This is a genomic window from Pseudomonas sp. ZL2 (assembly GCF_054788455.1).
Window position 1 is genome coordinate 15,722 of the sequence record NZ_JBGOGX010000036.1, and the last position, 24,668, is coordinate 40,389.

Annotated in this window: 20 protein-coding genes; 11 read left to right on the top strand and 9 right to left on the bottom strand. The window is 65.3% G+C overall.

Annotated features, from left to right (window positions below; translation table 11 throughout):
• Positions 1–52 precede the first annotated feature (52 nt).
• Positions 53–628, bottom strand: coding sequence for an NADAR family protein (locus ABM562_RS20280; protein ID WP_233673756.1), 576 nt, complete (start codon positions 626–628; stop codon positions 53–55).
• Between the two features lie 226 nt (positions 629–854).
• On the opposite strand from ABM562_RS20280, the gene ABM562_RS20285 reads away from it, so the two are divergent.
• Positions 855–2,036, top strand: coding sequence for a sugar transporter (locus ABM562_RS20285; protein WP_460423100.1), 1,182 nt, complete (start codon positions 855–857; stop codon positions 2,034–2,036).
• A 117-nt stretch (positions 2,037–2,153) separates the two neighbouring features.
• On the opposite strand, the gene ABM562_RS20290 is transcribed toward ABM562_RS20285, so the two are convergent.
• The 8 genes from ABM562_RS20290 to fdnG form a co-directional block, all read right to left on the bottom strand.
• Positions 2,154–2,489: a hypothetical protein gene (locus tag ABM562_RS20290; protein ID WP_460423102.1), complete on the bottom strand. Its 336-nt coding sequence runs from the start codon at positions 2,487–2,489 to the stop codon at positions 2,154–2,156.
• A gap of 1 nt (position 2,490) precedes the next feature.
• Positions 2,491–2,754 carry a YceK/YidQ family lipoprotein gene (locus ABM562_RS20295; RefSeq protein ID WP_233673755.1) on the bottom strand — a complete coding sequence of 88 codons (264 nt, stop codon included), beginning with the start codon at positions 2,752–2,754 and terminating at the stop codon, positions 2,491–2,493.
• A 76-nt stretch (positions 2,755–2,830) separates the two neighbouring features.
• Positions 2,831–4,354: an FAD-dependent oxidoreductase gene (locus tag ABM562_RS20300; RefSeq protein WP_460423104.1), complete on the bottom strand. Its 1,524-nt coding sequence runs from the start codon at positions 4,352–4,354 to the stop codon at positions 2,831–2,833.
• Positions 4,355–4,441: 87 nt separating this feature from the next.
• Positions 4,442–4,669, bottom strand: coding sequence for a hypothetical protein (locus tag ABM562_RS20305; RefSeq protein WP_115087545.1), 228 nt, complete (start codon positions 4,667–4,669; stop codon positions 4,442–4,444).
• A 121-nt stretch (positions 4,670–4,790) separates the two neighbouring features.
• The gene (gene fdhE / locus ABM562_RS20310; RefSeq protein ID WP_460423106.1) at positions 4,791–5,702 is read right to left on the bottom strand and encodes a formate dehydrogenase accessory protein FdhE; all 912 of its coding nucleotides are present in this window, start codon (positions 5,700–5,702) and stop codon (positions 4,791–4,793) included.
• Positions 5,699–6,346 carry a formate dehydrogenase subunit gamma gene (locus ABM562_RS20315; RefSeq protein WP_038995892.1) on the bottom strand — a complete coding sequence of 216 codons (648 nt, stop codon included), beginning with the start codon at positions 6,344–6,346 and terminating at the stop codon, positions 5,699–5,701. The genes fdhE and ABM562_RS20315 overlap by 4 nt, the downstream gene beginning before the upstream one ends.
• Positions 6,343–7,233, bottom strand: coding sequence for a formate dehydrogenase subunit beta (fdxH, locus tag ABM562_RS20320; protein WP_269467564.1), 891 nt, complete (start codon positions 7,231–7,233; stop codon positions 6,343–6,345). The genes ABM562_RS20315 and fdxH overlap by 4 nt, the downstream gene beginning before the upstream one ends.
• A 17-nt stretch (positions 7,234–7,250) precedes the next feature.
• On the bottom strand, positions 7,251–10,301 hold the full coding sequence (gene fdnG / locus ABM562_RS20325; RefSeq protein ID WP_115087547.1) for a formate dehydrogenase-N subunit alpha: 3,051 nt from the start codon (positions 10,299–10,301) through the stop codon (positions 7,251–7,253).
• Positions 10,302–10,797: 496 nt separating this feature from the next.
• On the opposite strand from fdnG, the gene ABM562_RS20330 reads away from it, so the two are divergent.
• From ABM562_RS20330 to ABM562_RS20375, 10 genes are all read left to right on the top strand, one after another.
• Positions 10,798–12,885, top strand: coding sequence for a TonB-dependent receptor domain-containing protein (locus tag ABM562_RS20330; RefSeq protein ID WP_134063086.1), 2,088 nt, complete (start codon positions 10,798–10,800; stop codon positions 12,883–12,885).
• Positions 12,886–12,929: 44 nt separating this feature from the next.
• Entirely contained in the window at positions 12,930–14,645 is a 1,716-nt protein-coding gene (locus tag ABM562_RS20335) for an ABC transporter substrate-binding protein (protein ID WP_134062936.1), read from the top strand.
• The gene (locus ABM562_RS20340) at positions 14,642–15,574 is read left to right on the top strand and encodes an ABC transporter permease (RefSeq protein WP_258578043.1); all 933 of its coding nucleotides are present in this window, start codon (positions 14,642–14,644) and stop codon (positions 15,572–15,574) included. Before ABM562_RS20335 ends, ABM562_RS20340 begins: the two co-directional genes overlap by 4 nt.
• A 22-nt stretch (positions 15,575–15,596) precedes the next feature.
• Positions 15,597–16,880 carry an acyl-CoA dehydrogenase family protein gene (locus ABM562_RS20345; RefSeq protein ID WP_115087550.1) on the top strand — a complete coding sequence of 428 codons (1,284 nt, stop codon included), beginning with the start codon at positions 15,597–15,599 and terminating at the stop codon, positions 16,878–16,880.
• A 20-nt stretch (positions 16,881–16,900) separates the two neighbouring features.
• The gene (locus ABM562_RS20350; protein ID WP_460423109.1) at positions 16,901–18,244 is read left to right on the top strand and encodes an LLM class flavin-dependent oxidoreductase; all 1,344 of its coding nucleotides are present in this window, start codon (positions 16,901–16,903) and stop codon (positions 18,242–18,244) included.
• 28 nt (positions 18,245–18,272) lie between these two features.
• A complete protein-coding gene (locus tag ABM562_RS20355) occupies positions 18,273–19,328 on the top strand; it encodes an NADP(H)-dependent aldo-keto reductase (protein ID WP_134062930.1) in 1,056 nt (351 codons plus the stop codon).
• Positions 19,329–19,351: 23 nt separating this feature from the next.
• Positions 19,352–20,242, top strand: coding sequence for an ABC transporter permease (locus tag ABM562_RS20360; protein WP_460423111.1), 891 nt, complete (start codon positions 19,352–19,354; stop codon positions 20,240–20,242).
• On the top strand, positions 20,239–21,900 hold the full coding sequence (locus ABM562_RS20365; RefSeq protein WP_460423113.1) for a dipeptide ABC transporter ATP-binding protein: 1,662 nt from the start codon (positions 20,239–20,241) through the stop codon (positions 21,898–21,900). The genes ABM562_RS20360 and ABM562_RS20365 overlap by 4 nt, the downstream gene beginning before the upstream one ends.
• 26 nt (positions 21,901–21,926) lie before the next feature.
• Positions 21,927–23,135, top strand: coding sequence for an acyl-CoA dehydrogenase family protein (locus tag ABM562_RS20370; RefSeq protein WP_115087555.1), 1,209 nt, complete (start codon positions 21,927–21,929; stop codon positions 23,133–23,135).
• Between the two features lie 61 nt (positions 23,136–23,196).
• Positions 23,197–24,549, top strand: coding sequence for an MFS transporter (locus ABM562_RS20375; protein ID WP_460423115.1), 1,353 nt, complete (start codon positions 23,197–23,199; stop codon positions 24,547–24,549).
• The last annotated feature ends 119 nt before the right edge of the window (positions 24,550–24,668 follow it).

A 24,668-nucleotide genomic window follows, 5' to 3' on the forward strand; every position in this document is an offset into this window, starting at 1 on the left:
TCCATCTGCGCGAATAAAGTGTAGCAGCGCAGAAAAATCCTGCGCCGGGGCCTCAGCCGGCCAGGCGCTCGCGCACGCGCATCAGCGCATAGCCGAGCAGGTTCAGGCCTTGCCACTGGCGTGGGTCAGCCGCTTGCGGCGCCTTGGCGTCCAGGCCGATGCCCCAGATGCGGTCCACCGGGCTGGCCTCGACCAGCACCTGGCCAGCGGTGGACAGCAAAAACGTGCGCAGCCCCGGGTTCTGTTCGAACTTGAGCAGGTTGGCCTGTTCGACGATGGCCGAGCGCTCGGCCACCCAGGCGGCGTCATCGTACCCGGCGACTTCGCGGCCGAGCTTCTTGGCGTCAGCGGGCGTGCGCGCGGCGAGGATTTTCTCCAGGGTGACCTGGTCGTCGAACAGCCGCGCCTTGCCGGCCATCATGTAGTGCTCGGCGCTGGGGTAGTGGATGCCCTGCTGCTTGAACCCGGCCTCGAACCACTGGCTAAAGCAGCTTTTGTCCGGCTTGCCCTCGACCTTTTGCCGGTGGCCCCAGAAGTACAGGTAGGAGGGCTCCAGGCCCTGGTCGAGGGCAGCGATCAGGCTGTCATTGTCGAGGATGTTGGCCAAAGCGGGGGAGGGGGCAGACATAGCGGGGAATCTTCCATGAACGAATCGGGTCATGGTACTCCACGCCTGCGCGGTTGTGACAGCATCGGTGCTGACGTACTATCCTTGCCAGCAAGCGATACCCCGCATACTTATAACTCATTCCTCAGCGCACACGCTTCACTCAGGCCCGACCGGCGTGAGTGTCTGGCGCTGGGCGCGTTTTCGTTCCCGGCAACCGCAAACGACTCGGAGCAAGGCTTTACTCATGAATACATCCGTGGATGCGCGAACCGGCAGTTGGCTGAGTGTCATCGCCCTGGCCTTGGCGGCCTTCATTTTCAACACCACCGAATTCGTCCCGGTGGCGCTGCTCAGCGACATCGGCCGCAGTTTCGACATGTCGACCGCCCAGGTTGGCCTGATGCTGACCATCTACGCCTGGGTGGTGGCCCTGGCCTCGTTGCCGATGATGCTGCTGACGCGCAACATCGAGCGGCGCAAGTTGCTGATCATCGTCTTTGCCCTGTTCATCCTCAGCCATTTGCTCTCGGGGGTGGCGCAGAGCTTCGGCATGCTGCTGCTCAGCCGTATCGGCATTGCCCTGGCCCATGCGGTGTTCTGGGCCATTACCGCCTCGCTGGCGGTGCGCGTGGCGCCGCCGGGGCAACAGGCCAAGGCTTTGGGCCTGCTGGCTACCGGCACCACCCTGGCGATGGTCATGGGCATTCCGCTGGGGCGGGTGGTCGGCGAGGCCCTGGGCTGGCGTACCACTTTCCTGGCGATTGCCGGGGTGGCCCTGGCGACCTTGCTGTGCCTGGTCAAATCCCTGCCGCTGCTACCGAGCCAGAACTCCGGCTCGCTGCGCAGCGTGCCGGTGCTGTTCAAGCGCCCGGCGCTGGTGACCGTGTATGTGCTGGTGGCGCTGGTGATTGCCGCGCAGTTCACCGCCTACAGCTACATCGAGCCGTTTGCCCTGAATGTGGCGCAGATCGGCGGTGAGCTGACCACCGTGCTGCTGTTGCTGTTTGGGGGTGCCGGGGTGTTTGGTTCAGTGCTGTTCAGCCGCTACAGCGAGCGCTTCCCGCAGGGTTTTCTGATCGGGGCGATCGCCATGCTGGCGACTTGTCTGCTGCTGTTGCTGCCGTTGTCTGGCGACTTCAGCCTGCTGGGCACCTTGAGCGTGTTCTGGGGTGTTGCGATCATGTGCTTCAGCCTGGCGCTGCAGTCCAGGGTGCTGATCCTCGCCTCGGATGCTACCGACGTGGCCATGGCCATGTTCTCCGGCATCTACAACATCGGCATTGGCGCCGGGGCCTTGATCGGCAGCCTGGTCAGCGTGCACATGGGCCTGGGCAACATCGGTTTTGTCGGGGGCGCGCTGGCCCTGGCAGGGTTGCTGTTGTGCGTGGTGACGACTTACCGTTTTGCCCGGGCTGAGGTGGCGTGACGAGGGGGCTGCTTTACAGCCCATCGCTGGCAAGCCAGCTCCCACATGGACTGCGCGAAACCTGTGGGAGCTGGCTTGCCAGCGATCGAGCGCGCAGCGGTCGCCAAATGGTTTCCCTCAATCGCGAATCTTCAGCAGCCCATCGCACTTCAGGCAACGCACCTTCTTCAGCTTGTGCACTTCGCTAAAGCCGACCCGGCGTGACAGCGCAGTCCCCGGCTCGTCCTTGTACAGGTGCAGCATCGCCGCGTTGCACAGCGGGCAGCGCACCAGCATCGCCAGTGGAAAACTCAGAAAGCACAGGCCGAAAATCACCAGCATGTAGGTCGCGGCAACGCTTTTGGGCATCCAGTCGAACACCGTCAGCAACATGAGCGGCGCGCCGATATAAATGCTGAAGTCATTGATATAGATGTTCAGAAACGCCACGCGGAAGTATTCGAGTTGTGGCATTTCAGTTCATCGCATCATGGGGTAGCAGGGCGGTGTCGACCACCATGTCCACCGGCAGGGTGGCAATGGCAAACACCGGGCAGACGATGGTCACCCAGCAGAACATCGTTGAGTAACCGTCGTAGCCACTGGCGCCGATCATGGTCAGCAACTGGACATTGGCCTGGGTGCCTTTGTAGTAGTCGGCGCCGCTGCTGTAGCTGTTGGAGCCGCGCGCGACAAAGGTGCCGCAACTGGCCAGGAACAAGGTCGAGGCCAGGAGCAAAGAGGTGAGGGTTCTGATGATGCCATTCCTTAGCAGATAGAGACGCGAGACCAGCGCGCATTCTCGCACAACAACGCTAGTATCCGCGCAACCCGCGTGCACTGAAGTAATCTTCCAGCACCTCCGGCCCGGCATCGATCTGGGCCAGCGCCACATAGCTGTCCGGCCGCAACAGGTACACGCCATCTTGCTGCAACCCGGCCGCTTCATGCGCCTCATGCCATTCGAACACTTCCAGCGGCATGCCGCGCTCGGCACACCAGGCCACCAGGCTGCCGCTGGCAGCGCCATAGACCTGTACCTGCCAGCACAGACGCGTTAGCCCGGCAAAGTTGTCGTGCTTGCCATCGCTGACCCAGGGCAGGCGCTCGCCGCCATGCACCTGGCCGGCGCTGCCGACACTCAAGGGCATGTCGCGGTAGTTCAGGGTGATTTGCGAGACAGTGCGGAACAGGAACTCCCGCGCTGACTTGAGCGCCGCCACCCGTGGCAGCAGCATCGGCGCCAGACGGGTGCGCAGCAGGGCGGCCAGGCGGCCGTCGGCAGTGATGAAGTTGAACACCTGGTCGGTGGTCGAGACCAACCGCTGGGCGAAGGCGCTGCGCTCGATTTCATAGGTGTCGAGCAGGGTGTCAGTGGCTTGGCCTTGCAACACGGCAGCCAGTTTCCAGGCCAGGTTGATGGCATCGCCAATGCCGGTGTTCATGCCCTGGCCACCAGCCGGGCTGTGCACATGGGCGGCATCACCCAGCAGGAAGGCACGTTCGCGGCCAAATTGCTCGGCCACCCGGTGGTGCACCCGGTAAGTGGAGAACCAGTTGACCTGCTTTATCTCGACCTTCAGGTGCTCCATGGCCCGTTGACTGACATCTTCGAAGCGCAGGTTCTGCGGGTGCTCGGCGCGTTCGTCGCGCACCGTGCCGATCAATCGTGCGCGGCCACTGCCGGCCAGCGGGAACACGGCGAGAAAGTCTGCTTCGTCCAGGTCCACATGCAGCTCGCCATTAAACGCAGGACCTGCGCCGTCGACATCGGCAACATAGAACACCTGCTCATAGGTGCCGCCGGGAAAGCCGATGCCCAGGACCTTGCGCACCGTCGAACGGGCGCCGTCGCAACCGGCCAGGTAGTCCGCTTCACAGACCTCTTCCAGGCCATCGGCCAGCCGTAGCCGGGTGGTGACACCGCCGCTGTCCTGGCTGAAACCGAGCAGTTCGGTGTGCCGTTCGACGTCCACGCCGAAGTGTTGCAGACGCTCGATCAACAGCTGTTCATGTTGATCCTGGGGGTAGATGTGCAGGAACGGGTAGGGGGTAAAGCCGGCGCCAATGGCACTGAACGGCAACCGCGCGGCGGTTTTGCCTTTGACCCACAGGTTGGCCGCCGGCACCTGGTGACCCTGCCCGATAATGGCCTCGGTCAAGTCCAGCTGGCGGTACAGCTCCAGGGTCCGTGCCTGTATCGCCAGCGCCCGGGAGGTGGTGCCGGGGGCGGCGGTCTTGTCGATGATCCGCACCTTGATGCCAAGCTTGCTCAGCCACAGCGCCAGCACCAGCCCGGTGGGGCCGGCGCCGATAATCAGGACGTCACAGCGGTTCATCGCAGGCGCTCCTCGGTACGTGTTGCAGGCTCTGAGTTGAAGTGTAAGACCCCTGTGTGGTTTTGCTCGCCGGTCGTCGGCGCCTGATTACTCGGCCTTGCCGCGCACGATGCGCCCGACCTTGATTTCGTCGGCGTAGGCCTTGAGCTTGTCCGAGTCTTTGTACAGGCGGTTCATCAGGTGCAGCACGGCAACCACATCGACGCCGTCGATGCGCTCGGCCAGTTTGCTGATTTCACCGGCGGTGCGTTCCAGGTTGCTGGCGACGGTTTTAAGGTCGCGCTTGAGTTCGGCGGAAGATTTCTTGATGCCCATTGGGAGTCTCTTGGTGGGGTGGTGCTTGTGAGAGGGCTGCGGTGCAGCCCATCGCTGGCAAGCCAGCTCCCACAGGGGCCGGTGTATGCACCCTGTGGGAGCTGGCTTGCCAGCGATGCTGTCAGCCGGGAAACAAGAACGGGCTGACACCACTGCGCCCATACCCTTCGCGCTCCACTTCGGCGTCCAGCGCCAGGGAGGCCAGGTCATCGGCCAGTACTTCCTGGTCGCGGTCCTTTTCCGGGTACAGCACTTTCAGGTAGCTGTGACAGTCGTTGCAGCTCTCGGCCTTGATCGCGGCATCCTGACGCTCCAGGGACCAGTAGTCCAGGGCGCCGGTGGCTTCGCAGTTGCTGCATTTTACCCGAACCATGTGCCAGCGGCTTTCGCACAGGCTGCAATGCAGGTAACGCAGCCCGGCCTGGGCGCCGGTCATGATCACGCTGGCCACCGGCGCGCTGGCGCATACCGGGCAATGCTGGCGCTGCTCGCCCAGGGCGGCCTTGGCCGAGGCCGGCAGGGCATTGGCCACCTGGGTGAAGTACAGCGACAGCGCGGCCCAGAGGAACAGCGCCTGGCCGCTGTCGACCTGGTCGTAGTCACCGGCGAGCAAGGCGCTGGCAAGGTCTTCCAGTTGCGCCGCCGAGTAGCCGCGCAAGGTCTCCAGGGTACTGCGAACCGTCGGATTGGCGTCGCGGTAGAGTGCATCGATCAAAGCGCCGAGCAACTGCTGCCAGTAAGCGTCGCGTGGGTACTCTGTGCTCGCCAGCGGCGCCCGGCCAGCGGCCAGGCGCGCCGCCAGTCCGGACGCCAGCGCCTCAGGCAGCGGCATCGTTTCAAGCAGGTGTTGCTGAGCTTCGGCGATGCCGGCACAAAAGCCCAGGTAATCGCCCATGGCATGTTCGTCGGCCAGTTGCCGCAGGCGCGCCGCGCGTTTGCGGTAACGTTCCTTGAGCGACGGCAGCAGCACTGCGACGATCTCGTTGACGCCACCGCTGGGCGTCTGCACCGGGGTCATCTGGATGCTGTTCATTTATCGCTCCCGGCCTTGCCCTGCTTGTTGTTCAGCTGACGGTACCAGCGGTCGTGGTGGGTCTTGGCCCAGCTGCGGCTGACGTAGCCGGTGACCATGCCGCGGATCGAGCCCTTGACCCAGAACGCCAGGTACGCGTGGCCGATGATCAGCAGAATCAGGCTGATGCCGGCGAGTGCATGCACCAGCAGGCCGATGCGGATGGTCGGGATGCTGAACAGCGGGGCGAAGTACGGCCGCCAGATCACCACGCCACTGAGCAGCAGCAGGCTGATCAGGCCCATGATTCCCCAGAACAGGATCTTCTGCCCGGCGTTGTACTTGCCGATGTTCAGCGCCGGTTCATGCTTGCCGGCGAGCACCTGCTTGACGTTCTTGAACCACTGCAGGTCTTCGCGTTCCGGCAGGTTGTAGCGCACGAAGCGCACGAACAGGAACATCAGCAGCAGGAACACCACCACGCCGAAGAACGGGTGGAGGATGCGCGCCAGCTGCGGGGTGCCGAATACCGCGTTGAGGCCGTTGAGCGACGGGAAAAACCACGACAGCCCCGACAGCGCCACGGCGAAGAAGCAGATCACCATGAACCAGTGGCTGGCGCGCTCGATGAAGCGCGTGCGCAGGATCAGTTTGTCCTTGTTCATGCGTGGGTATCCTCTTCGATCTTCTGGTCCTGTTCGTCGACTTCGTTGGGGCCGACGCCGATGTAGTGGAACAGGGTGCCGGCCAGGGTGGCGAAGAACGCCGCCGCAGCCACCGGTTTCATCCAGCCTTTCCAGCCCTGGATGGCGTTGCTGATGCGCGGGTCGGTGGGCAGCTTGTGGTACAGCTGCGGCTTGTCGGCATGCTGCAGCACGTAGACCACGTGGGTGCCGCCGACGCCCTGCGGGTCATAGATGCCGGCGCCGGCAAAGCCGCGGCCCTGCAGCTCGGTGACCCGCTCGCTGGCCTGGTGCAGCATGTCCTGTTTGCTGCCGAAGTTGATCGCTCCGGTCGGGCAGGTCTTGACGCAGGCCGGCTCCTGGCCGACCGACACGCGATCGACGCACAGCGTGCACTTGTAGGCCTTGTTGTCTTTCTGGCTGATGCGCGGCACATCGAACGGGCAGCCGGCGATGCAGTAGCCGCAGCCGATGCAGTGCTCGGACTGAAAATCGACGATGCCGTTGGCGTACTGGATGATCGCCCCCGGCTGCGGGCAGGCTTTCAGGCAGCCGGGGTCGGCGCAGTGCATGCAGCCGTCCTTGCGGATCAGCCATTCGAGCTTGCCGCTTTCGTCTTCGACTTCATCGAAGCGCATCAGCGTCCAGGTTTCGGCCGACAGGTCGGCCGGGTTGTCGTACACGCCAACGTTGTGGCCGACCTCATCGCGCAGGTCGTTCCATTCGTTGCATGCCACCTGGCAGGCCTTGCAGCCGATGCAGATGCTCACGTCGATCAGCTTGGCCACTTCGGCCTGGTGATCGCGGGTGTGCGGCGCCGGGGTCAGCACGTTGGTGGCTGAGCGGCGGACGATGTCTTGGGATTGCATGGACATGGTTTTCGCCCTCAGACCTTTTCAATGTTCACGAGAAACGCCTTGTACTCCGGCGTATGGGTGTTCGACTCGCCAATGCCCGGGGTCAGGGTGTTGGCCAGGAAGCCCTTGCGCGTGCTGCCCTCGTAACCCCAGTGGCAGGGAATGCCGATGGTGTCGACATCCTGGCCGTCGACCGCCAGGCGGCGGATGCGCTTGGTCACCACCGCCTTGGCCTTGATGTAGCCACGCTTGGTGCTGACCTTGACCAGGTCGCCCTGAACGATGCCCTTGTCGGCAGCCAGCTTCTCGCCGATCTCGATGAACTGCTCGGGCTGGACGATGGCGTTCAGCCGCGCGTGCTTGGTCCAGTGACGGAACAACTCGGTAATCGAGTAGGTGGTCGCCACGTAGGGGAACTCTTCGCGCTTGCCCATGCGTTGGCGGTCGCTTTCATACAGCCGCGCGGTCGGGCTGTAGGTCACGTTCGGGTGCAGCGGGTTGCTCGCCAGCGGGCTTTCGGTGGGCTCGTAGTGCTCGGGGAACGGCCCGTCGTTCATGGCGCCGGCCGAGAACAGCCGGCCCAGGCCTTCAGGCAGCATGATGAACGGGTTGACCTTGCCACCGGGGGCTGCGGTGACGGCGAAGTCCGGCACGTCGACGCCGCTCCAGCGCACACCGTCCCAGCCGATCAGCTTGCGTTTCGGGTCCCACGGCTTGCCCTGCGGGTCGGCCGAGGCGCGGTTGTAAAGGATGCGCCGGTTCTGCGGCCAGGCCCAGGCCCAGCCCGGGGTGCAACCCAGACCGCTGTCGGCGTTGTCGCGACGGGCCATCTGGTTGCCTTGTTCGGTCCAGGAGCCGGCGAAGATCCAGTTGAAGCACTGGGTCGTGCCGTCGTCGCGCAGCTGCGAGAAGTCATTGAGCAACTGGCCCTTGCGCAGGATCAGGTTGCCTTGCTCGTCGTGCAGATCGGCGAGGGCGCGGCCGTTGGACTCCTTGGCCACTTCTTCCGGCTTGGGGTCCAGCGGGTCGGCGTAGTCCCAGGCCATGTTGAGGATCGGTGCCGGGTTGGCGCCGCCTTCCTTTTCGTACAGCTCGCGGATCTTCAGGAACAGGTGGCCGAGGATCTTGCCGTCATGCCAGGCTTCACCCGGTGGCGCCGCGCCCGCCCAGTGCCATTGCAGCCAGCGCCCCGAGTTGACGATCGAGCCGTCTTCTTCGGCAAAGCACGAGGAAGGCAGGCGGAACACTTCGGTCTGGATCGACGCGGTATCGACGTCATGCTGTTCGCCGTGGTTCTGCCAGAAGCTCGAGGTCTCGGTGGCCAGCGGGTCGATGATCACCAGGAACTTGAGCTTGGCCAGCGCCGCCTGGGCCTTGTTCTTGTCGGGGAACGCCGCCACCGGGTTGAAGCCCTGGGCGATGTAGCCGTTGACCTTGCCCTCGTACATGCGGTTGCTGTAATTGAGCACGTCGTAGCTGTCGTCCCACTTGGGCAACCAGTCGAAGCCCCAGTCGTTGTCCTTGGTGGCCTTGTCGCCCCAGAGGCTTTTCATCAGGCTGATGAAGAATTTCGGCGTGTGCTTGTAGTAGTTGACCTGGTCCTCCAGCAGCGCCGTCGGCGTCGTCTGCTTGAGGTAGGTGGCCAGCGTGGTCTGCTCGTCGGACGGCAGGTTCATGTAGCCGGGCAGGCGCAGCGACAACAGGCCCAGGTCGGTGTAGCCCTGGATGTTGGAGTGGCCGCGCAGGGCGTTGACCCCGCCACCGGCCATGCCGATGTTGCCCAAAAGCAGCTGGATCATGCCCGAGCCACGGATCATCTGCGCGCCGTTGGTGTGGTGGGTCCAGCCCAGGGCGTAGAGGAAGGTCGCGGTCTTGTCCGGGGCGCTGGTTTCGCCAAGGATCGCGCAGATCTGCAGGAAGTCGTCCTTGGGCGTGCCGCAGACGTTAGTCACCATGTCCGGGGTGTAGCGGCTGACGTGGGCCTTGAGCAGGTTCCACACGCAGCGCGGGTGCTGCAGGGTCAGGTCGCGCTTGGCGTAGCCCTTGCTGTCGAGCTCGTAGGTCCAGGAGCTGCGGTCGTAGTTGCGCTTCTTGGCGTCATAGCCACTGAACAGGCCGTCGTCGAAGTGGTAGTCCTCGCGCACGATGAGGCTGGCGTTGGTGTAGTGGCGTACGTATTCGTGCTGGATCTTGTCGTGGCTGATCAGGTAGTTGACCACGCCCATCAGGAAGGTCACGTCGGAGCCGGCGCGGATCGGCGAGTAGATGTCGGCCACCGCGGCGCTGCGGTTGAAGCGCGGGTCGACGACGATGACCTTGGCGCCGTTGCGGATTTTCGCCTCGATCACCCATTTGAAGCCCACCGGGTGCGCCTCGGCCGGGTTGCCGCCCATGATCAGCACGACGTTGGCGTTCTTGATGTCGACCCAGTTGTTGGTCATCGCACCACGGCCGAAGGTCGGCGCCAGCGCGGCAACGGTCGGTGCGTGGCAGACCCGGGCCTGGCTGTCGGTGCCGAGAATGCCCAGGGCGCGGGTAAAGCGCTGGTCCAGCGAGCCGGTTTCGCTGCTGGCCGCCGACGAGCAGAGCATGCCGGTGCTGAGCCAGCGGTTGACCGTGGTGCCTTTGGCGTTCTTCTCGATGAAGTTGGCGTCGCGGTCGTCCTTCATCAGCCGGGCGATGCGCTCGATGGCGTGGTCCCAGCTGATGCGCTGCCATTTGTCCGAGCCCGGCGCGCGGTACTCGGGGTAGAGCAGGCGCTGTTCACTGTGCACGTAGTCGACCAGGCCGGCGCCTTTGGGGCACAGCGAGCCGCGGCTGACCGGGTGATCGGGGTCGCCTTCGATATGGAAGATCCGCGCCTTGGCGTTCTTGGCGCCGTCGCCGAGGCTGTACATGAGAATCCCGCAACCGACCGAGCAATAGGTGCAGTTGTTGCGGGTTTCCTTGGCGCGCAGCAGCTTGTACTGGCGCGACTGGGTCGCCTGGGCCACGCCCGGGGCAAAGCCCAGGCTCGCGCAGGTGGCGGTGGCGACGCCGGCGGTACACAGCTTGAAGAACTGTCGTCTGCCAAGTCCCATGGGTATCTCCTCATTCTTATCGGCTGCACAAAGCTGCGGGCATAGGCATGCCCGGCAACAAGGCGTCGCAAGCGCAGTTGGCTGGGGTAAAAGCACGGTGTGTCGCAGGTCCCTGTCTGCTGCAGGGTTTTGAGCGGACGTATGCGCGCTAGTGTATTCCCGTACGGAATGTGGGACTAATCGACCTTGTTGATAGGTCTATCGACGGGATCTATCAAGGGCCCGACCATGATCAACTGTTCGCCAGGCAACAGCAGTTGGACAGATACTCGAAATTCGAACAATTGTTTAAACCGTCGTAACCGCTCAAACACAGGTAATACAAGGGTTTTGCCGGTTGGCACGGTCGCTGCAACAGCTCCCTTCGAGATTGACTATACCAATAGAAACTCGCCTATTTTTTAATCAGGTGGGGAGCAAGACCTTGAATTTCGTGCCTCGGGCAACATCCGTAATATTGAATTCTTCGACCAAAGTAGTAGGCAAGGACTGGAAGCTGGCCAGCGTTGGCGCCGCCCTGTTGAGCCTGGCGCCGCTGGCCCAGGCCGAGGACGCCACACAGACTGAAAAACGTCTGGAGACGGTCACCGTCCAGGCGGCCAAAGCCACCCCGGTGCAAGCGGCGCAGGCGCAACTGGACGAGATCCCCGGCGGTACCGGGCTGGTCCAGCAGGCCGAGGTGGAGAAGGGCCGGTCGGCCACCCTGGAAGACACCCTGGCCTATCAACCGGGGGTGTATGCCCAGGCCGCCGGCGGTAACGATGCAATCAAGATTTCCATCCGTGGCTCGGGCGCCAACACCTCGCCGGGCTATTTTCGCGAAGGCACCAAGTTTCTGTTCGACGGCCTGGCCCTGACCGGCGCCGGCGGCACGCCTTATGAGCTGCTCGACACCCAGGGCCTGAGCTACACCGAAGTGCTGCGCGGCGCCAACGCCTTCGAGTACGGCGCCTTGTCCCTGGGCGGGGCGATCAACTTCGTCACCAACTCCGGGCTGACCGCACCGGGCAACCGCATCAAGGTCGAGGGCGGCAGCTTCGGCTGGCAGAAGCAGACCCTCAGCACCGGTGGCGTGGCCGGTAATGCCGACTACTTCATCAGCGTCGACAACTCCAAGCGCGACGGTTACCAGGACTTCACCTTCACCAAGGCCAAGGGCGTGGTCACCAACTTCGGTTACCGCTTCAACCCGAAACTGGAAACCCGCCTGTACATCCGCTACCGCGAGGAATACCACGAAAACTCCGGGGCGCTGACCCTGGCACAACTGAAGAAGAACTCCTCGCAAACCAACCCCAGCACCCGCGCCACCCGTGGCGACTCGACCAAGGAAGGCTCGACCTGGGTCGGCAGCAAGACCACCTACACCTTCGACGACGACTCGACCCTGGTGGCCGGGCTGGTCTATCACAACTACCCGCAGATCCTCAGCAAGAAGAGCACGGTCAACCCCAACTACTGGGACTGGCGCGACATCAACTACTCGCTCAAGTACACCCGCAGCGACCAGCTGTTCGGCCTGCCGAGCACCACCAGCGTCGGCTGGAGCAGCACCCAGCACATCCGCTCCGGGGTGCGCACCTACAGCGGTGACAAGGACCTGGGCAGGTTGCAGAAGCAGGTCGAGTACGACGGCTCGTTCGACCATGTGTTCTCGCTGGGCAACGACCTCGGCCTGACCGACAACCTGTACCTGTCCACAGGCCTGTCGGCCATCGAGGTCAAGCGCAACGTCGATGTCAATTTCAGCGACCGGCCCAACACCAGCGGCATCCCCAGCCACTACCGCTACCAGGAATGGAAACTGGCGCCACGGGTCGGCCTGCGCTACTACCTGACCCCGGACGTGCAGGTATTCGGCAACGTCAGCCGCTCGATCGACCCGCCCAGCTCCTGGTCCAGTTCCGGCTCGGGGGTGACCACCAACTTCGCCAAGACCCTGGTGCCACAAAGCGCCAACACCGTCGAACTGGGGATTCGCGGGCGCTCGGAGATCTTCGACGGCAGCCTGACCCTGTACAAATCCTGGATCAAGGACGAGCTGCTCAACGTCGAAATTCTCCCGGCCACCAACACTTCGGCCGCCGTGGTCTCGACCGCCAACGCCAGCCCGACCATCCACCAGGGCATCGAGGCGGGGCTGACCACCAAGCTCTGGCAGCGCGATAACGGCGATGTGCTGAGCTGGCGCCAGGCCTACACCCTCAACGACTTCCACTACCGCAACGACCCGCTGTTCGCCAAGAACGAGCTGCCGGGCCTGCCCAAGCACATCTACCAGGGCGAGCTGTTCTACCAGTACGCCAACGGCTTCTACGCCGGGGTCAACGTGCGCTCGGCGTCGAGCACGGCGGTGGACTACGCCAACAGCTTCTACGCCCCGTCCTACACCCTGTGGGGTGCACGCCTGGGGTACGACGCGCCGAACAAGACCTGGCAGGTGTACCTGGACCTGAAAAACCTCACCGACAAGGACTACGTCACCGCCCTGGTGCCCAGTTACGACGCCAAGGGCCAGGACACCGCATCGCTGTACCCGGGTGATGGCTTCGGCGCCTACACCGGGATTGCCTACAACTTCTGAGCCAGGGGCGGGTGCCGTTCGCGCGGCACCTGCAGGAGAACCGCATGAGAGTAATCGCAAGGCTGGGCGCGCCTGCCGTGCTTGGCGCGCTGCTGGCCCTGGGCGCCTGCAAGCCGGTGGAGCAGTCGCCGGGGCAGGGCAGCAGCGGCATCGACGGCACGCTGCACAACGGCACCCTGAGCTATGCCGCGCAAGACTATTACGAGGCCGCCCCAGGCAAGCCCGGTGGCACCCTGCGGGTGTCGACGGCATCCGACACCACGACGCTGGACGTGCATTCGATTTCCCACGGCAATGTGCAGTGGCTGGGGCGCATTCTGTTCGACTGCCTGCTGTACCAGGACGAGCAGGGCAATATCTCGCCGTGGCTGGCCAAGTCCTGGGAGATCTCCGACGACGGCAAGACCTACACCTTTCATCTGCGCGATGACGTGACCTTCAGCGATGGCGAGAAATTCAACGCCCGCGCCCTGCAGGTCAACCTCGAACACATGCGCGACCCGGCAACCAAGTCGCCGCTGGCCGCCGCTTATATCGCCCCCTACGTGGATGGGCGCATCGTCGATGAGTACACCTTCGAAGCGCACCTGCGCGAAGCCTATTCGCCGTTCCTCGATGTGCTGGCGCAATCCTGGCTGAGCATGATCTCGCCCCGGCAGATCCTCGAAGCACCGAAGACCATCGCCGAACACCCGATTGGCTCCGGGCCCTTCGTGCTGGAAAGCTACACCCGCGACCAGGGCGCCAACTTCGTCAAGCGCAAAGGCTACAACTGGGCGCCTGCGGTAACCCGGCACCAGGGCGAGGCCTACCTCGACCGCCTGGAACTGAGCATCGTTCCCGAACCGATGATCCGCTTCAGTACCCTGGAAGCCGGCCAGTCGGATTTCACCGTCGACGCCCCGACCCAGAACGCCCGGGCCATTCGCGACAACCCGGACTTGCAGATGCGCAGCCGCATCCGCAAGGCCAACCCGTTTCGCAGCCTGACCTTCAACGTCGAGCGCTTTCCCTTCGACGATGTGCAGGTGCGCCGCGCCGTGGCCAAGGCCATCGACCGTGACGGCCTGGCCTGGATCACCGGCTTTGGCGAGTACCTGGCCAAGGGTGATTTTCTCGCCGCCAACACCCGCTACTACGACCCGGCGTTCAAGGACGTGCTGGCCTATGACGTGGCCGAGGCCAACCGCATTCTCGACCAGGCCGGCTGGAGCGAGCGCGACGCCCAGGGGTATCGGGTGAAGAACGGCCAGCGTCTGGCCGCGCACTTGCTGACCTACGAAACCGCGGCCTACCCAAGCAGTATCGCCGTGGCCATCCAGGCCGACCTGAAGAAGATCGGCCTGCAGATCGACATCGACCTGCTACCCCTGGCCCAGGTCACCCAGCGCCGTTACGCCAGTGACTTCCAGGTGATCGGTGGCGGCTACTGGCACACCAACACCCCCGACGGCCTGTACATCCTCTACCACAGCCAGGCGATCAGCACCGCCAAGCTGATCGGCCAGAATGCCGGGCGCTTTCGCGATGCCGAACTCGACCGGGTGCTCAGCGCCGCCCGCCAGACCACCGACCCGCTTGAGCTGAGCGGCCTCTACCGGATCGCCCAGGAGCGCCTGGCGCAGACCATCCCGGCGGTGCCGGTGTTCGAAAGCCATGTGCTGCTGGCTTACCGCAAGCAGGTCAAGGGGCTGATTTTCGACACCTCGCACAACACCCCGTTGTTCACCAGCGTCTGGCTCGACCCGGAGGGCAAATGACTAGCTTGCAACGATTGGCCTGGCGCCTGCTGGCCGGCATCGGCGTGCTCTGGGGCGCGGCGACCCTGACCTTCCTGGCCATCAACCTCAGTGCCGGCGACCCGGCCCTGGCGATTCTTGGCGGCCCCGATGCCATGCCCAGCGCCGAGCTGATCGCCCAGGTGCGCGTCGAATACGGCCTCGACCAGCCGCTGTGGGTGCAATACGGCCAGTACCTGGCGCGCCTGGCCCAGGGTGATCTGGGCGAGTCCTACCGCCTGCGCATCCCGGTGCTGCAGGTGATCGGCAGCCAGTTGGGCGCCACGGTGCAGTTGTCGCTGGCCGCCGCCGCGCTGTCGATCATCCTCGCGGTGACCTGCGCAGTGCTGACGGCCAACCGTCCGCGCTGGGTGCGCTCGCTGGTGTCCGGCAGCGAGCTGGTGCTGTCGTCGGCGCCGTCGTTCGTGATCGGCATTGTGCTGTTGCTGCTGTTCTCGTTCGGCTGGCACCTGCTGCCGCCGTCCGGTTCCAACAGCTGGCAAGCATTGATTTTGCCGAGCCTGGCCCTGGCCTTGCCGATTGCCGCAGTGCTGACCCAGGTGCTGCGCCAGGAGCTGGAAGACATCCTCGAACAGCCTTTTATCGCCATGGCCCGCGCCCGCGGCATGTCCGAGACCGGCGTGCGCCTCAAGCACGCCTTGCGCCATGCCCTGGTGCCGCTGGTGACGCTGTCCGGCTTCGTCTTCGCCAGCCTGCTGGGCGGCGCGGTGATCATCGAAATGCTGTTCGCTCGCCAGGGCATCGGCCGGTTGATGCTCGACGCCGCCGTGACCAAGGACATGCCGTTGCTGCTGGGTATCACCCTGCTGGCGGCGGCGATTTACGTGGTCGTCAACTTTCTCGTCGACCTGATCAACCACTGGGTCGACCCACGCAGCAAAAGCGTATGAACCCGATTTTCAAGGACCAGCCATGAGTGCCCATGATCTGCCAACACCCCTGGCCGCGAACGACGCAGGCCAGGACTATGCCCAACTGCAGGTGCGTTTTGCCCCCCTGTTTGCCCGCATTGCCGAAGGCGCGGTTGACCGCGAACAGCAACGCGAGCTGGCCCATGAGCCGGTGAGCTGGCTGCGCGACGCGGGCTTCGGCGCCTTGCGCGTGCCCCAGGCATTGAACGGCGCGCAGGTCAGCTTGCCGGTGCTGTTTCGCCTGCTGATCGATCTGGCCGCAGCCGACTCCAACCTGCCGCAGATCTTTCGCGCGCACTTCGGCTTTGTCGAAGGCCGGCTGTCCAGCGGCGATGCCGCTTCCCAGCGTTACTGGCTGGCCAAGGTAGCGGCGGGGCAGTTGTGGGGCGCGGCCATGGCCGAACGCACCGACACCACCGGCAACTCGGTGCTGCTCACTGCCGCCGACCCGCAGGCACCTGAGGCCGGCTGGTTGCTGCAGGGCGAGAAGTACTACTGCACCGGCGCCATTTACGCCGACTGGGTGGCGGCGGTGGCCATGCTCGACGAGGACTATGTCAGCGTGGTGGTGTCCACCACGGCCCCCGGCGTCAGCCTGGAAGACGACTGGGACGGATTCGGCCAGCGCCTGAGCGGCAGCGGCACCACCCGTTTCGCCGATGTGGCGGTGCCGCCGGAGCAGGTGCTGCGCCGCTTCAAGCCTGGTGAGCTGCGCGCCGAATCCTACCTGTCGGCGTTCTACCAGCTGTTCCACCTGGCGACCCTGGCCGGGATTGCCCGCGCCGTGCAGCGCGATGCCGTCGCCTTCGTCCAGGGCCGCACCCGCGCCTTTGGCGTGCCCGGCCAGTCCAGCCCCCAGGACGACCCGCTGGTGCAGCGGGTGATCGGCCGCCTGTCGAGCCTGGCCTATGCCGCCCAGGCCCTGGTGCTGGATGTCGCCCAAGTGCTGCAGACGGTGCACGAAGCCGAGCTCGACGGCACGGTCGGCGAAGCGCACTACGTCGAGGCCGATATCCGCACCTACCAGGCCCAGCAGGTGGTGCTGGAGCAGGCGCTCGAAGCCACCACCTTGCTGTTTGAAGTCGGCGGCGCCTCGGCCACCAGCCAGGCCCGGCGCCTCGACCGGCACTGGCGCAACGCCCGCACCCTGGCCTCGCACAACCCGGCGATCTACCGCGAACGGGCCCTGGGTAATTACTACCTGAATGGCGTCAGCCCCGGCGCCGCCTGGCGCCAGTTGCACGCCCAGGACAACGCCGCCCGCGACGAAGCCAGCGCGGTCTGATCCCCACCTAAGGAGTTGCCATGAGCCAGCCCGCCAAACACATGAGCATCGGCATGAACATCCTCGGCTTCGGCGCCCACGCCGGCGCCTGGCGCCAGGCCGAGGTGCCGGCCAATGCCTACCTGGACCCCGAGTACTACAGCAACATCGCGCGCATCGCCGAACGCGGCAAGCTCGATGCGATCTTCCTCGCCGACGGCCCGGCGCTGTTCGGCGATATTGGCCAGCACCCGGCCGGGCGCCTGGAGCCGACCGTGCTGCTCACCGCCGTGGCCCTGGCCACCCGTCATATCGGCGTGATCGCCACCGCGTCGAGCAGCTACAACGACCCCTATAACCTGGCCCGGCGCTTCAGTTCGCTGGACCATATCAGCCGCGGCCGTGCGGCCTGGAACGTGGTCACCAATGCCGGTGATGCCGCGGCGCAGAATTTCGGCCTGGCCGGGGCGCCGCGGCATGTCGACCGTTATGCCCGCGCCGATGAGTTCATCGACGTCACCCTTAAATTGTGGGACAGCTGGGAAGATGACGCGGTGATCGGCGATGCCCGCCGTGGGCGCTTTGCCGACCCGGCCAAGGTCCACGCCATCGATTTTGTCGGCGAGCATTTCTCGGTCAAGGGCCCGCTGAACCTGCCGCGCTCGCCCCAGGGCCGGCCAGTGCTGGTCCAGGCCGGTTCCTCCGAAGGCGGCAAAGCCCTCGGCTCGCGCTATGCCGATGCGATCTTCACCACCCAGACCACCCTGGTCGACGGTCAGGCCTTCTACCAGGAAATGAAGCAGCGCGCCCGCCAGTGGGGGCGCAACCCCGAGCACCTGAAAATCATGCCGGGGCTGTCGACGGTGATCGGCAGCAGCGAGGCCGAGGCCCAGGCGCGCTTCGACGAACTCAACGCCTGGTACGGCGAAGAAGGGCTGATCCATCAGGTGGCGGCGCGGGTGGGGCTGGCGGTCAGCGAGCTGGAGCTGGACGCGCCGTTGCCCTGGGAACGAATCGGCCCGGTGGCGGAATTCGAGCGCGGCTCCCACGGTTTTCTCGAAGCCCAGCTGAACCTGGCGCGGCGCGAGAACCTGACCATTCGTGAGCTGTCGCGGCGCATCCTGGTCGGCCACCGGCTGATCGTCGGCACCCCGGAACAGGTCGCCGACACCCTCGAGCACTGGTTCCGCGCCGGGGCCGCCGACGGCTTCAACATCATGCCGGACATGTTCCCCTCCGGCGTCGAGGTGTTTGTCGACGCAGTGGTGCCGCTGCTGCAAAAACGCGGCGTGTTCCGCCACGAGTACCAAGGCAGCACTTTGCGCGACCACCTCGGCCTGCCGTACCCAGCCAGCCAGTACCAGCGCGCCGCCGAGGCGGTTTGAGCCTTTTCACTTTCGCGACGGAGCGAGCATGATCAAACGTACTTTGGGCCACAGCGACATCCAGGTCAGCGTGCTGGGGCTGGGCAGCATGACCTGGGGCCACCAGAACAGCGAAGCCGATGCCCACCGCCAGCTCGACGCGGCGCTGGCTGCCGGCATCAACCTGATCGACAGCGCCGAGATGTACCCGACGCCCACCCATGCTGAAACCTGGGGCAGCACCGAACGCTTTATCGGCAGCTGGCTGGCGCAAAGCGGGCGGCGCGCCGAGGTGGTGCTGGCCAGCAAGATCATCGGCCCGGCACGCCAGCCGGGGGCAGGCGCGCATATTCGTGAGGGCCGCACCCGCCATGACCGGGCCAACATCGTGGCAGCCCTGGATGGCAGCCTCAAGCGTCTGCAGACCGATTACCTGGACCTCTACCAATTGCATTGGCCGGACCGCACCACCAACATTTTCGGCCAGCGTGAATACCCCTATGTCGAAGATGACCGCGAGGCGGTAAGCATCGCCGAAACCTTGCAGGTGCTGGCCGAACAGGTGGCGGCGGGCAAGATCCGCCATATCGGCGTGTCCAACGAAACCCCTTGGGGCGTGGCAGAGTTCTTGCGCCAGGCCCGCGAGCAGAACCTGCCGCGCATCGTCAGCATCCAGAACCCCTACAGCCTGCTCAACCGCCTGTATGAGGGCGGCCTGTCGGAGTTCAGCCAGCGCGACAACATCGGCCTGCTGGCCTATTCGCCGCTGGCCTTCGGCGCGCTGACCGGCAAGTACCTCAATGGCGCCTTGCCGCAGGGCTCGCGCCTGTCGTCGGTGTACCGCACCTTCAACCGCTACGACAGCCCCGGCGCCCATCAGGCGATTGCCGCCTATGTGGCGCTGGCCCAGGAGCTGGCGATAACCCCGGCGCAACTGGCCCTGGCCTATGTGATCAGCAAGCCGTTTGTCAGCAGTGCGCTGACCGGGCAGACCAGCCTTGCGCAACTGGCCGACAACCTCGGCGCGCTGCAGGTGAAGCTCGACAGCGAAGCCCTGGCGCGCATCGAGCAGATCCACCGGCAGATCCCCAACCCTGCTCCCTAACGTTCAGTTCATGGAGGTGCCCGATGGCGCCGATCAATTCAACGGCGGCGGTGCTGCCCGTCAACGGCCTGATCCAGGCCCAGGCGCGCTTTGCCAGCCGTCGGCAACTGGCCTTGCGCCCGGGGCTGCTGCTGGCTGCGCTGTTCGTCGCGCTGCTGGTACTGGCGGCGCTGCAGCCGGGCTGGCTGGTGTCCGCCGACCCGCTCGACGCCAGCGCCCGCCAGGCCTTCCAGTCGCCCAGCAGCCTGCACTGGCTGGGCACTGACGAGAACGGCCGCGACATCCTCGCGCGGCTGGTATACGCCGTGCGCCCGTCGCTGGTGCTGGGCCTGAGTGCCACGGCGCTGGGGCTGTTGCTCGGCACCGTGCTGGGGCTGCTGGCCGGCCTTGGCCCACGGCTGGTCGACGGCGCGGTGATGCGCCTGGTCGATGTGCTGCTGGCCTTTCCCGACCTGCTGCTGGCGCTGGTGATCATCACCTTTTTCGGCCAGGGCGCGCTCAACACCATCATCGCCGTGGGCATCGCCAGCGTGCCGCGCTATGCGCGCCTGGTGCGCGCGCAAACCCTGGTGGTGCGCAACGCCGGCTATGTCGAGGCGGCCACCACCCTCGGCCTGCCACGGCGCCAGGTGATCTGGCGGCATGTGCTGCCCAATGCGATCAAACCGATTTTGATTCTCGCCACCATCGGCATCGGCAGCACCATCGTCGCCGGCGCCGCCCTGAGCTTTCTCGGCTTTGGCGCGCCGCCGCCGGAGCCGGAGTGGGGCGGCATGCTCGCCATCGGCCGCAACTACCTGGCCAACGCCTGGTGGCTGGTGGCCTGGCCGGCCTTGGCCATCACCCTCACCGTGGTTTCGATCACTGCCATTGGCCGCGAACTGCTGCGCCGCAACGAAGGTAAACGCCTATGACCGCTGTTATCCAACACCCTGCGCCGCTGATCGAAGTCAGCGACTTGCAGGTGCGTTTCGGCCAGGGCGCGCCGGTACTCAAGGGCATCAGTTTCACCGTGCAGCAAGGTGAATGCCTGGCGCTGGTGGGTGAGTCGGGCTCGGGCAAGAGCGTCACCTCGCGCACCCTGGCCGGGCTTACCGGTGCCCATGCGCAGGTGCAGGCCAGCCGCCTGGCCTTCGCCGGGCAGGACCTGCGCCAGTTCGACGAGCGCGCCTGGCGCCGGGTGCGCGGCGCGCAGATCGGTTTCGTCATGCAGGACGCGCTGGGCTCGCTCGACCCCCTGCGCCCGGTGGGCAAGGAGATTGCCGAACCGCTGCAACTGCACAGCGACCTGAATCGCGCACAACGCCAGGCGCGAGTGCTGGAGCTGCTGCGCGCGGTCGGCGTGCCGGAACCTGAGCTGCGCGCCCGCCAGTACCCCTGGCAACTCTCCGGCGGTTTGCGCCAGCGCGCGCTGATCGCCTCGGCCATCGCCTGCAACCCGCGCCTGTTGATTGCCGACGAGCCGACCACGGCGCTGGATGCCACGGTGCAGGCCCAGGTATTGAGCCTGCTTGAATCCCTGCGTGGCGACAGCACGGCGATGCTGATCGTCAGCCATGACCTGGCGGTGGTTTCGCGCCTGGCCAACCGGGTGGTGGTGATGCACAACGGTGTGATCGTCGAGCAGGGCAGTGTCGAGGCGGTGCTGCAAGACCCGCAGCACCCCTACACCCAGTACCTGCTCAAGGCTGGCGCCGCCGTGCATTTTCGCCGGCCCCAGGCACCAAAGCTGGCCGCCGTGGCGCCGCCCGTGGTGGAAACCAGCGCGCCGCTGCTGCAGGTGCAGCAACTGAGCAAGGCCTTCAAGGGCCCGGACGGCAACTTGCGCACCGTGGTCGACAAGGTCTCGCTGCAACTGCACAAGGGCCGCACCTTGGGCATCGTCGGCGAGTCGGGCTCGGGCAAGACCACCCTTACCAGGATGATCCTCGGCCTGGAAGCCCCCGACAGCGGCGAGATCCAGATCAAGGGCCGGCCCTGGTTGCAACTCGATGACCAGGAGAAACGCCAGTTGCGCCGCAGTATCCAGGTGGTGTTCCAGGACCCGCTGAGTTCCTTCGACCCGCGCTACACCGTGCAGCGGGTGTTGTTCGAGGCGCTGCAAGTGGCCGGGCACCTGCGCGGGCAGTGGCGCCCGCAGGCCGTCGAACTGCTGAAGCTGGTGCGCCTCGACGAAAGCCTGCTGGAACGGCGCCCGCTCGAGCTGTCTGGCGGCCAGCGGCAACGCATCGCCATTGCCCGCGCCCTGGCCGCGCAGCCGCAGATCCTGGTGTGCGACGAGCCGGTGTCGGCGCTGGATGTGTCGGTGCAGGCGCAGATCCTCGAGCTGCTCGACGACCTCAAGCAGCGCCTGGGCCTGGCCTGCCTGTTCATCTCCCACGACCTCGGCGTGATCAACCATGTCAGCGACCAGGTGCTGGTGATGAAAGACGGCGTGGCGGTGGAAAGCGGCGCCGTGCGCGATGTCTTCGACCGCCCGCAACACCCCTATACCCGCGCCTTGCTCGACGCCATTCCGCACCTGGAAAGCGGCCGCAAGGTCAGTTTTGAATTTCTCCGCCTGGCGATCTGATCGCCTGATCCGCACAAGGAAAGTCCATGCCTGGTTTATCTGCAGTCCCCCAGTTTGATCGCCGTAACCTCGACGACCTCAAGGGCAATACCGAGAACCTCCTGCCGCTGATTGCCGCCGGTGCCGCGCAACGTGAGCGCGAGCGCCAGCTGCCCTATGAAGCGGTGCGCCAGATTGCCCAGGCCGGGCTCTACACCTGCCGCATTCCCGAGGCCTATGGCGGCCCGGGTGGTAGTGTCAGCGATGTGATCGGCCTGCTGCTGCGCATCGCCTCGGTGGATTCCAACGTCGCCCAGGCGTTGCGTCCGGGCTTTGGCTTCATCGAGGGGCTGTTGTCTTCAACCGCTGACGGCGCCGAGGCCGAGCGCCAGCGCTGGTTCGCCCGCTACCTGCAAGGCGCGGTGCTGGGTAACGCCGGTTGGGAAGTGGGCGGCGCCAATGGCGCGATCAGTGCGCGCATCGTGCGTGACGGCGAGCATTACCGCGCCAGCGGCAGCAAGTACTACAGCACCGGTTCGCTGTACGCCGACTGGGTCAGCGCCGTGGCCCTGGACGAAAACGATCAGCCGGTGTCGTTCGTGCTGCCGCGCGAGCGCCAGGGCCTGGAGCTGCTCGACGATTTCGACGCCATGGGCCAGCGCCTGACCGCCAGCGGCACCACGCGCCTGAACGATGTGCTGGTGTACGCCGACGAGATCCGCACGCGCACCGTGGAGGAGGGCAAGCGCACCATCGTCACGCCGTTCCTGCAGCTGTTTCTGGCCACGGTGCAGGCCGGCATCGCCCGTAACGCTTTGGACGATGCCACCCGGTTTGCCCGCGAGCACGCACGGCCGATCAAGCACAGCAGCGCCACGCGTTCGGTGGATGACCCCTACGTGCAGCTCAGCGTCGGTGAAATCGCCGCCCGTGCCTTTACCGCCGAGGCCGTGGTATTGCGCGCCGCCGCGTCCATCGACCGTGCCTGGGCCGCGGGCCTCGACCCGCAGCAGGTCGACCAGGCCGCCATCGACGTTGCCCAGGCGCAGTACATCGCCGCCGAATCGGCGCTCAAGGCCGCCGAACTGCTGTTCGACGTCGGCGGCGCCTCGACCACCGGCCGAAGCCACAACCTCGACCGTCACTGGCGCAACGCGCGCACGGTCGCCAACCACAACCCACGGCACTGGAAAGCCGCGGCGGTGGGCGCCTGGCAGTTGACCGGCACGCCACCACCGACCTCGGGGTTGTTCTGACTTGGGCAGCGTGCAGGCGCCATTGCTGAGCCACAGCACCCGGCACTCACGGCGGGTACCGATGATCATCGGCTGTGCGCTGCTGATGGAGCTGATCGATTCCACCGTGGTCATGACCGCCTTGCCGCAGATGGCCAGCGAGTTCGGCGCCCCGAGCGTGCGCATGAACCTGGTGGTGTCGCTGTACATGCTTGCGGCGGCGCTGGCGGTGCCGGTCAGTGGCTGGGCGGCGGACCGCTATGGGCCACGGCGGCTGTTCGTCCTGGCCATCGTCCTGTTTACCCTGTCGTCGCTGGCCTGCGCCCTGGCGGGCTCGTTGCTGCAGCTGTGCCTGGCGCGCCTGTGCCAGGGCGCAGCGGGGGCGATGATGGTGCCGGTGGGGTTGATGATCCTGCTGCGGTGGTCGCCGCGTGAGCACCTGCTGCGCAACATGTCCTACCTGACCATCCCGCCGCTGGTGGGGCCGATGCTCGGCCCACCCCTGGGTGGTTTGCTGGTGACCCTGCTGTCATGGCAATGGATCTTCCTGGTCAACTTGCCCATCGGCCTGCTTGGGGTTTACCTGGTGCTGCGCTATATCCCCGATTATCCCGGCGACAGTCAGCAACGCCTGGATGTGCGAGGCTTGCTGCTGGCCAGTGTGGCCTTGGCGTCACTGGTGTTCGGTTCTGAAGCCCTGGGCCACGGCTTGCTGGCGCGGCGTTGGGTGGTGCTGTTGCTGCTGCTCGGGGGGCTGGCAGCGCTGCTGTATGTGCGTCATGCCCGGCGCTGCGTTCAGCCGCTGCTGGACTTTGCACCCTTGCGCGTGCGCAGTTTTGCCCTGAGCTTCTGGGGCGGCAACCTGTTCCGCCTGGGGACGGCGGCGCAGCCGTTCTTGATGGTCTTGCTGTTTCAGCTGTGCTTTGGCCTGAGCCCCTTGCAGGCCGGCTTGCTGACCTTTACCGGTGGCGTTGGCGCCTTTGTGGTCAAGCTGCTGGCGGTGCGCATCGTGCGCCGCTTCGGCTTTCGCCGCACCTTGACTTTCAATGCGTTGTTGACCGGCTTGAGCCTGGGCGCCTGCGCCAGTTTCAACCTCGACACGCCGTACTGGCTGGTGGTGTTGATCCTGTTCGCCAGCGGCCTGATCCGCTCCTTGCAGTTCAGTGCCATGGGCGGCTTGACCTATGCCGATGTGCCGGCCGAGTTGCACAGCCGGGCCAGCAGCCTGTCGGCGGCGACGGTGCAGTTGACCATGAGTTTGTCGGTGGGGGTGGCGGCTTCGCTGCTGAGTCTGTTGATGAGCGTGAAGGGCGCGCAGCAGGTGGGGGTGGCGGACATTGCCCTGGTGATTGGCGTGAGTGCGCTGGCATGCATGGCCTCGGCGCTGGTGTTCCGCACGCTGGCGCCGGATGCGGGAAGTGAGATCTACCGCTGATCTTGTCGCCCGGATTGCGATCGCGGGGCAAGCCCGCTCCCACAGGTCTTGCACCAATCCTGTGGGAGCGGGCTTGAACTGGTCAACAGATTTTGGACACCGGTTTAGGTTCATGCCGC

Excerpts from the sequence above, each read along its gene's own strand:
- ABM562_RS20280 (WP_233673756.1), bottom strand. The coding sequence starts at position 628 with ATGTCTGCCCCCTCCCCCGCTTTGGCCAACATCCTCGACAATGACAGC.
- ABM562_RS20285 (WP_460423100.1), top strand. The coding sequence starts at position 855 with ATGAATACATCCGTGGATGCGCGAACCGGCAGTTGGCTGAGTGTCATC.
- ABM562_RS20290 (WP_460423102.1), bottom strand. The coding sequence starts at position 2,489 with ATGCCACAACTCGAATACTTCCGCGTGGCGTTTCTGAACATCTATATC.
- ABM562_RS20300 (WP_460423104.1), bottom strand. The coding sequence starts at position 4,354 with ATGAACCGCTGTGACGTCCTGATTATCGGCGCCGGCCCCACCGGGCTG.
- ABM562_RS20305 (WP_115087545.1), bottom strand. The coding sequence starts at position 4,669 with ATGGGCATCAAGAAATCTTCCGCCGAACTCAAGCGCGACCTTAAAACC.
- fdhE (WP_460423106.1), bottom strand. The coding sequence starts at position 5,702 with ATGAACAGCATCCAGATGACCCCGGTGCAGACGCCCAGCGGTGGCGTC.
- ABM562_RS20315 (WP_038995892.1), bottom strand. The coding sequence starts at position 6,346 with ATGAACAAGGACAAACTGATCCTGCGCACGCGCTTCATCGAGCGCGCC.
- fdxH (WP_269467564.1), bottom strand. The coding sequence starts at position 7,233 with ATGCAATCCCAAGACATCGTCCGCCGCTCAGCCACCAACGTGCTGACC.
- fdnG (WP_115087547.1), bottom strand. The coding sequence starts at position 10,301 with ATGGGACTTGGCAGACGACAGTTCTTCAAGCTGTGTACCGCCGGCGTC.
- ABM562_RS20335 (WP_134062936.1), top strand. The coding sequence starts at position 12,930 with ATGAGAGTAATCGCAAGGCTGGGCGCGCCTGCCGTGCTTGGCGCGCTG.
- ABM562_RS20340 (WP_258578043.1), top strand. The coding sequence starts at position 14,642 with ATGACTAGCTTGCAACGATTGGCCTGGCGCCTGCTGGCCGGCATCGGC.
- ABM562_RS20345 (WP_115087550.1), top strand. The coding sequence starts at position 15,597 with ATGAGTGCCCATGATCTGCCAACACCCCTGGCCGCGAACGACGCAGGC.
- ABM562_RS20350 (WP_460423109.1), top strand. The coding sequence starts at position 16,901 with ATGAGCCAGCCCGCCAAACACATGAGCATCGGCATGAACATCCTCGGC.
- ABM562_RS20355 (WP_134062930.1), top strand. The coding sequence starts at position 18,273 with ATGATCAAACGTACTTTGGGCCACAGCGACATCCAGGTCAGCGTGCTG.
- ABM562_RS20360 (WP_460423111.1), top strand. The coding sequence starts at position 19,352 with ATGGCGCCGATCAATTCAACGGCGGCGGTGCTGCCCGTCAACGGCCTG.
- ABM562_RS20365 (WP_460423113.1), top strand. The coding sequence starts at position 20,239 with ATGACCGCTGTTATCCAACACCCTGCGCCGCTGATCGAAGTCAGCGAC.
- ABM562_RS20370 (WP_115087555.1), top strand. The coding sequence starts at position 21,927 with ATGCCTGGTTTATCTGCAGTCCCCCAGTTTGATCGCCGTAACCTCGAC.
- ABM562_RS20375 (WP_460423115.1), top strand. The coding sequence starts at position 23,197 with ATGATCATCGGCTGTGCGCTGCTGATGGAGCTGATCGATTCCACCGTG.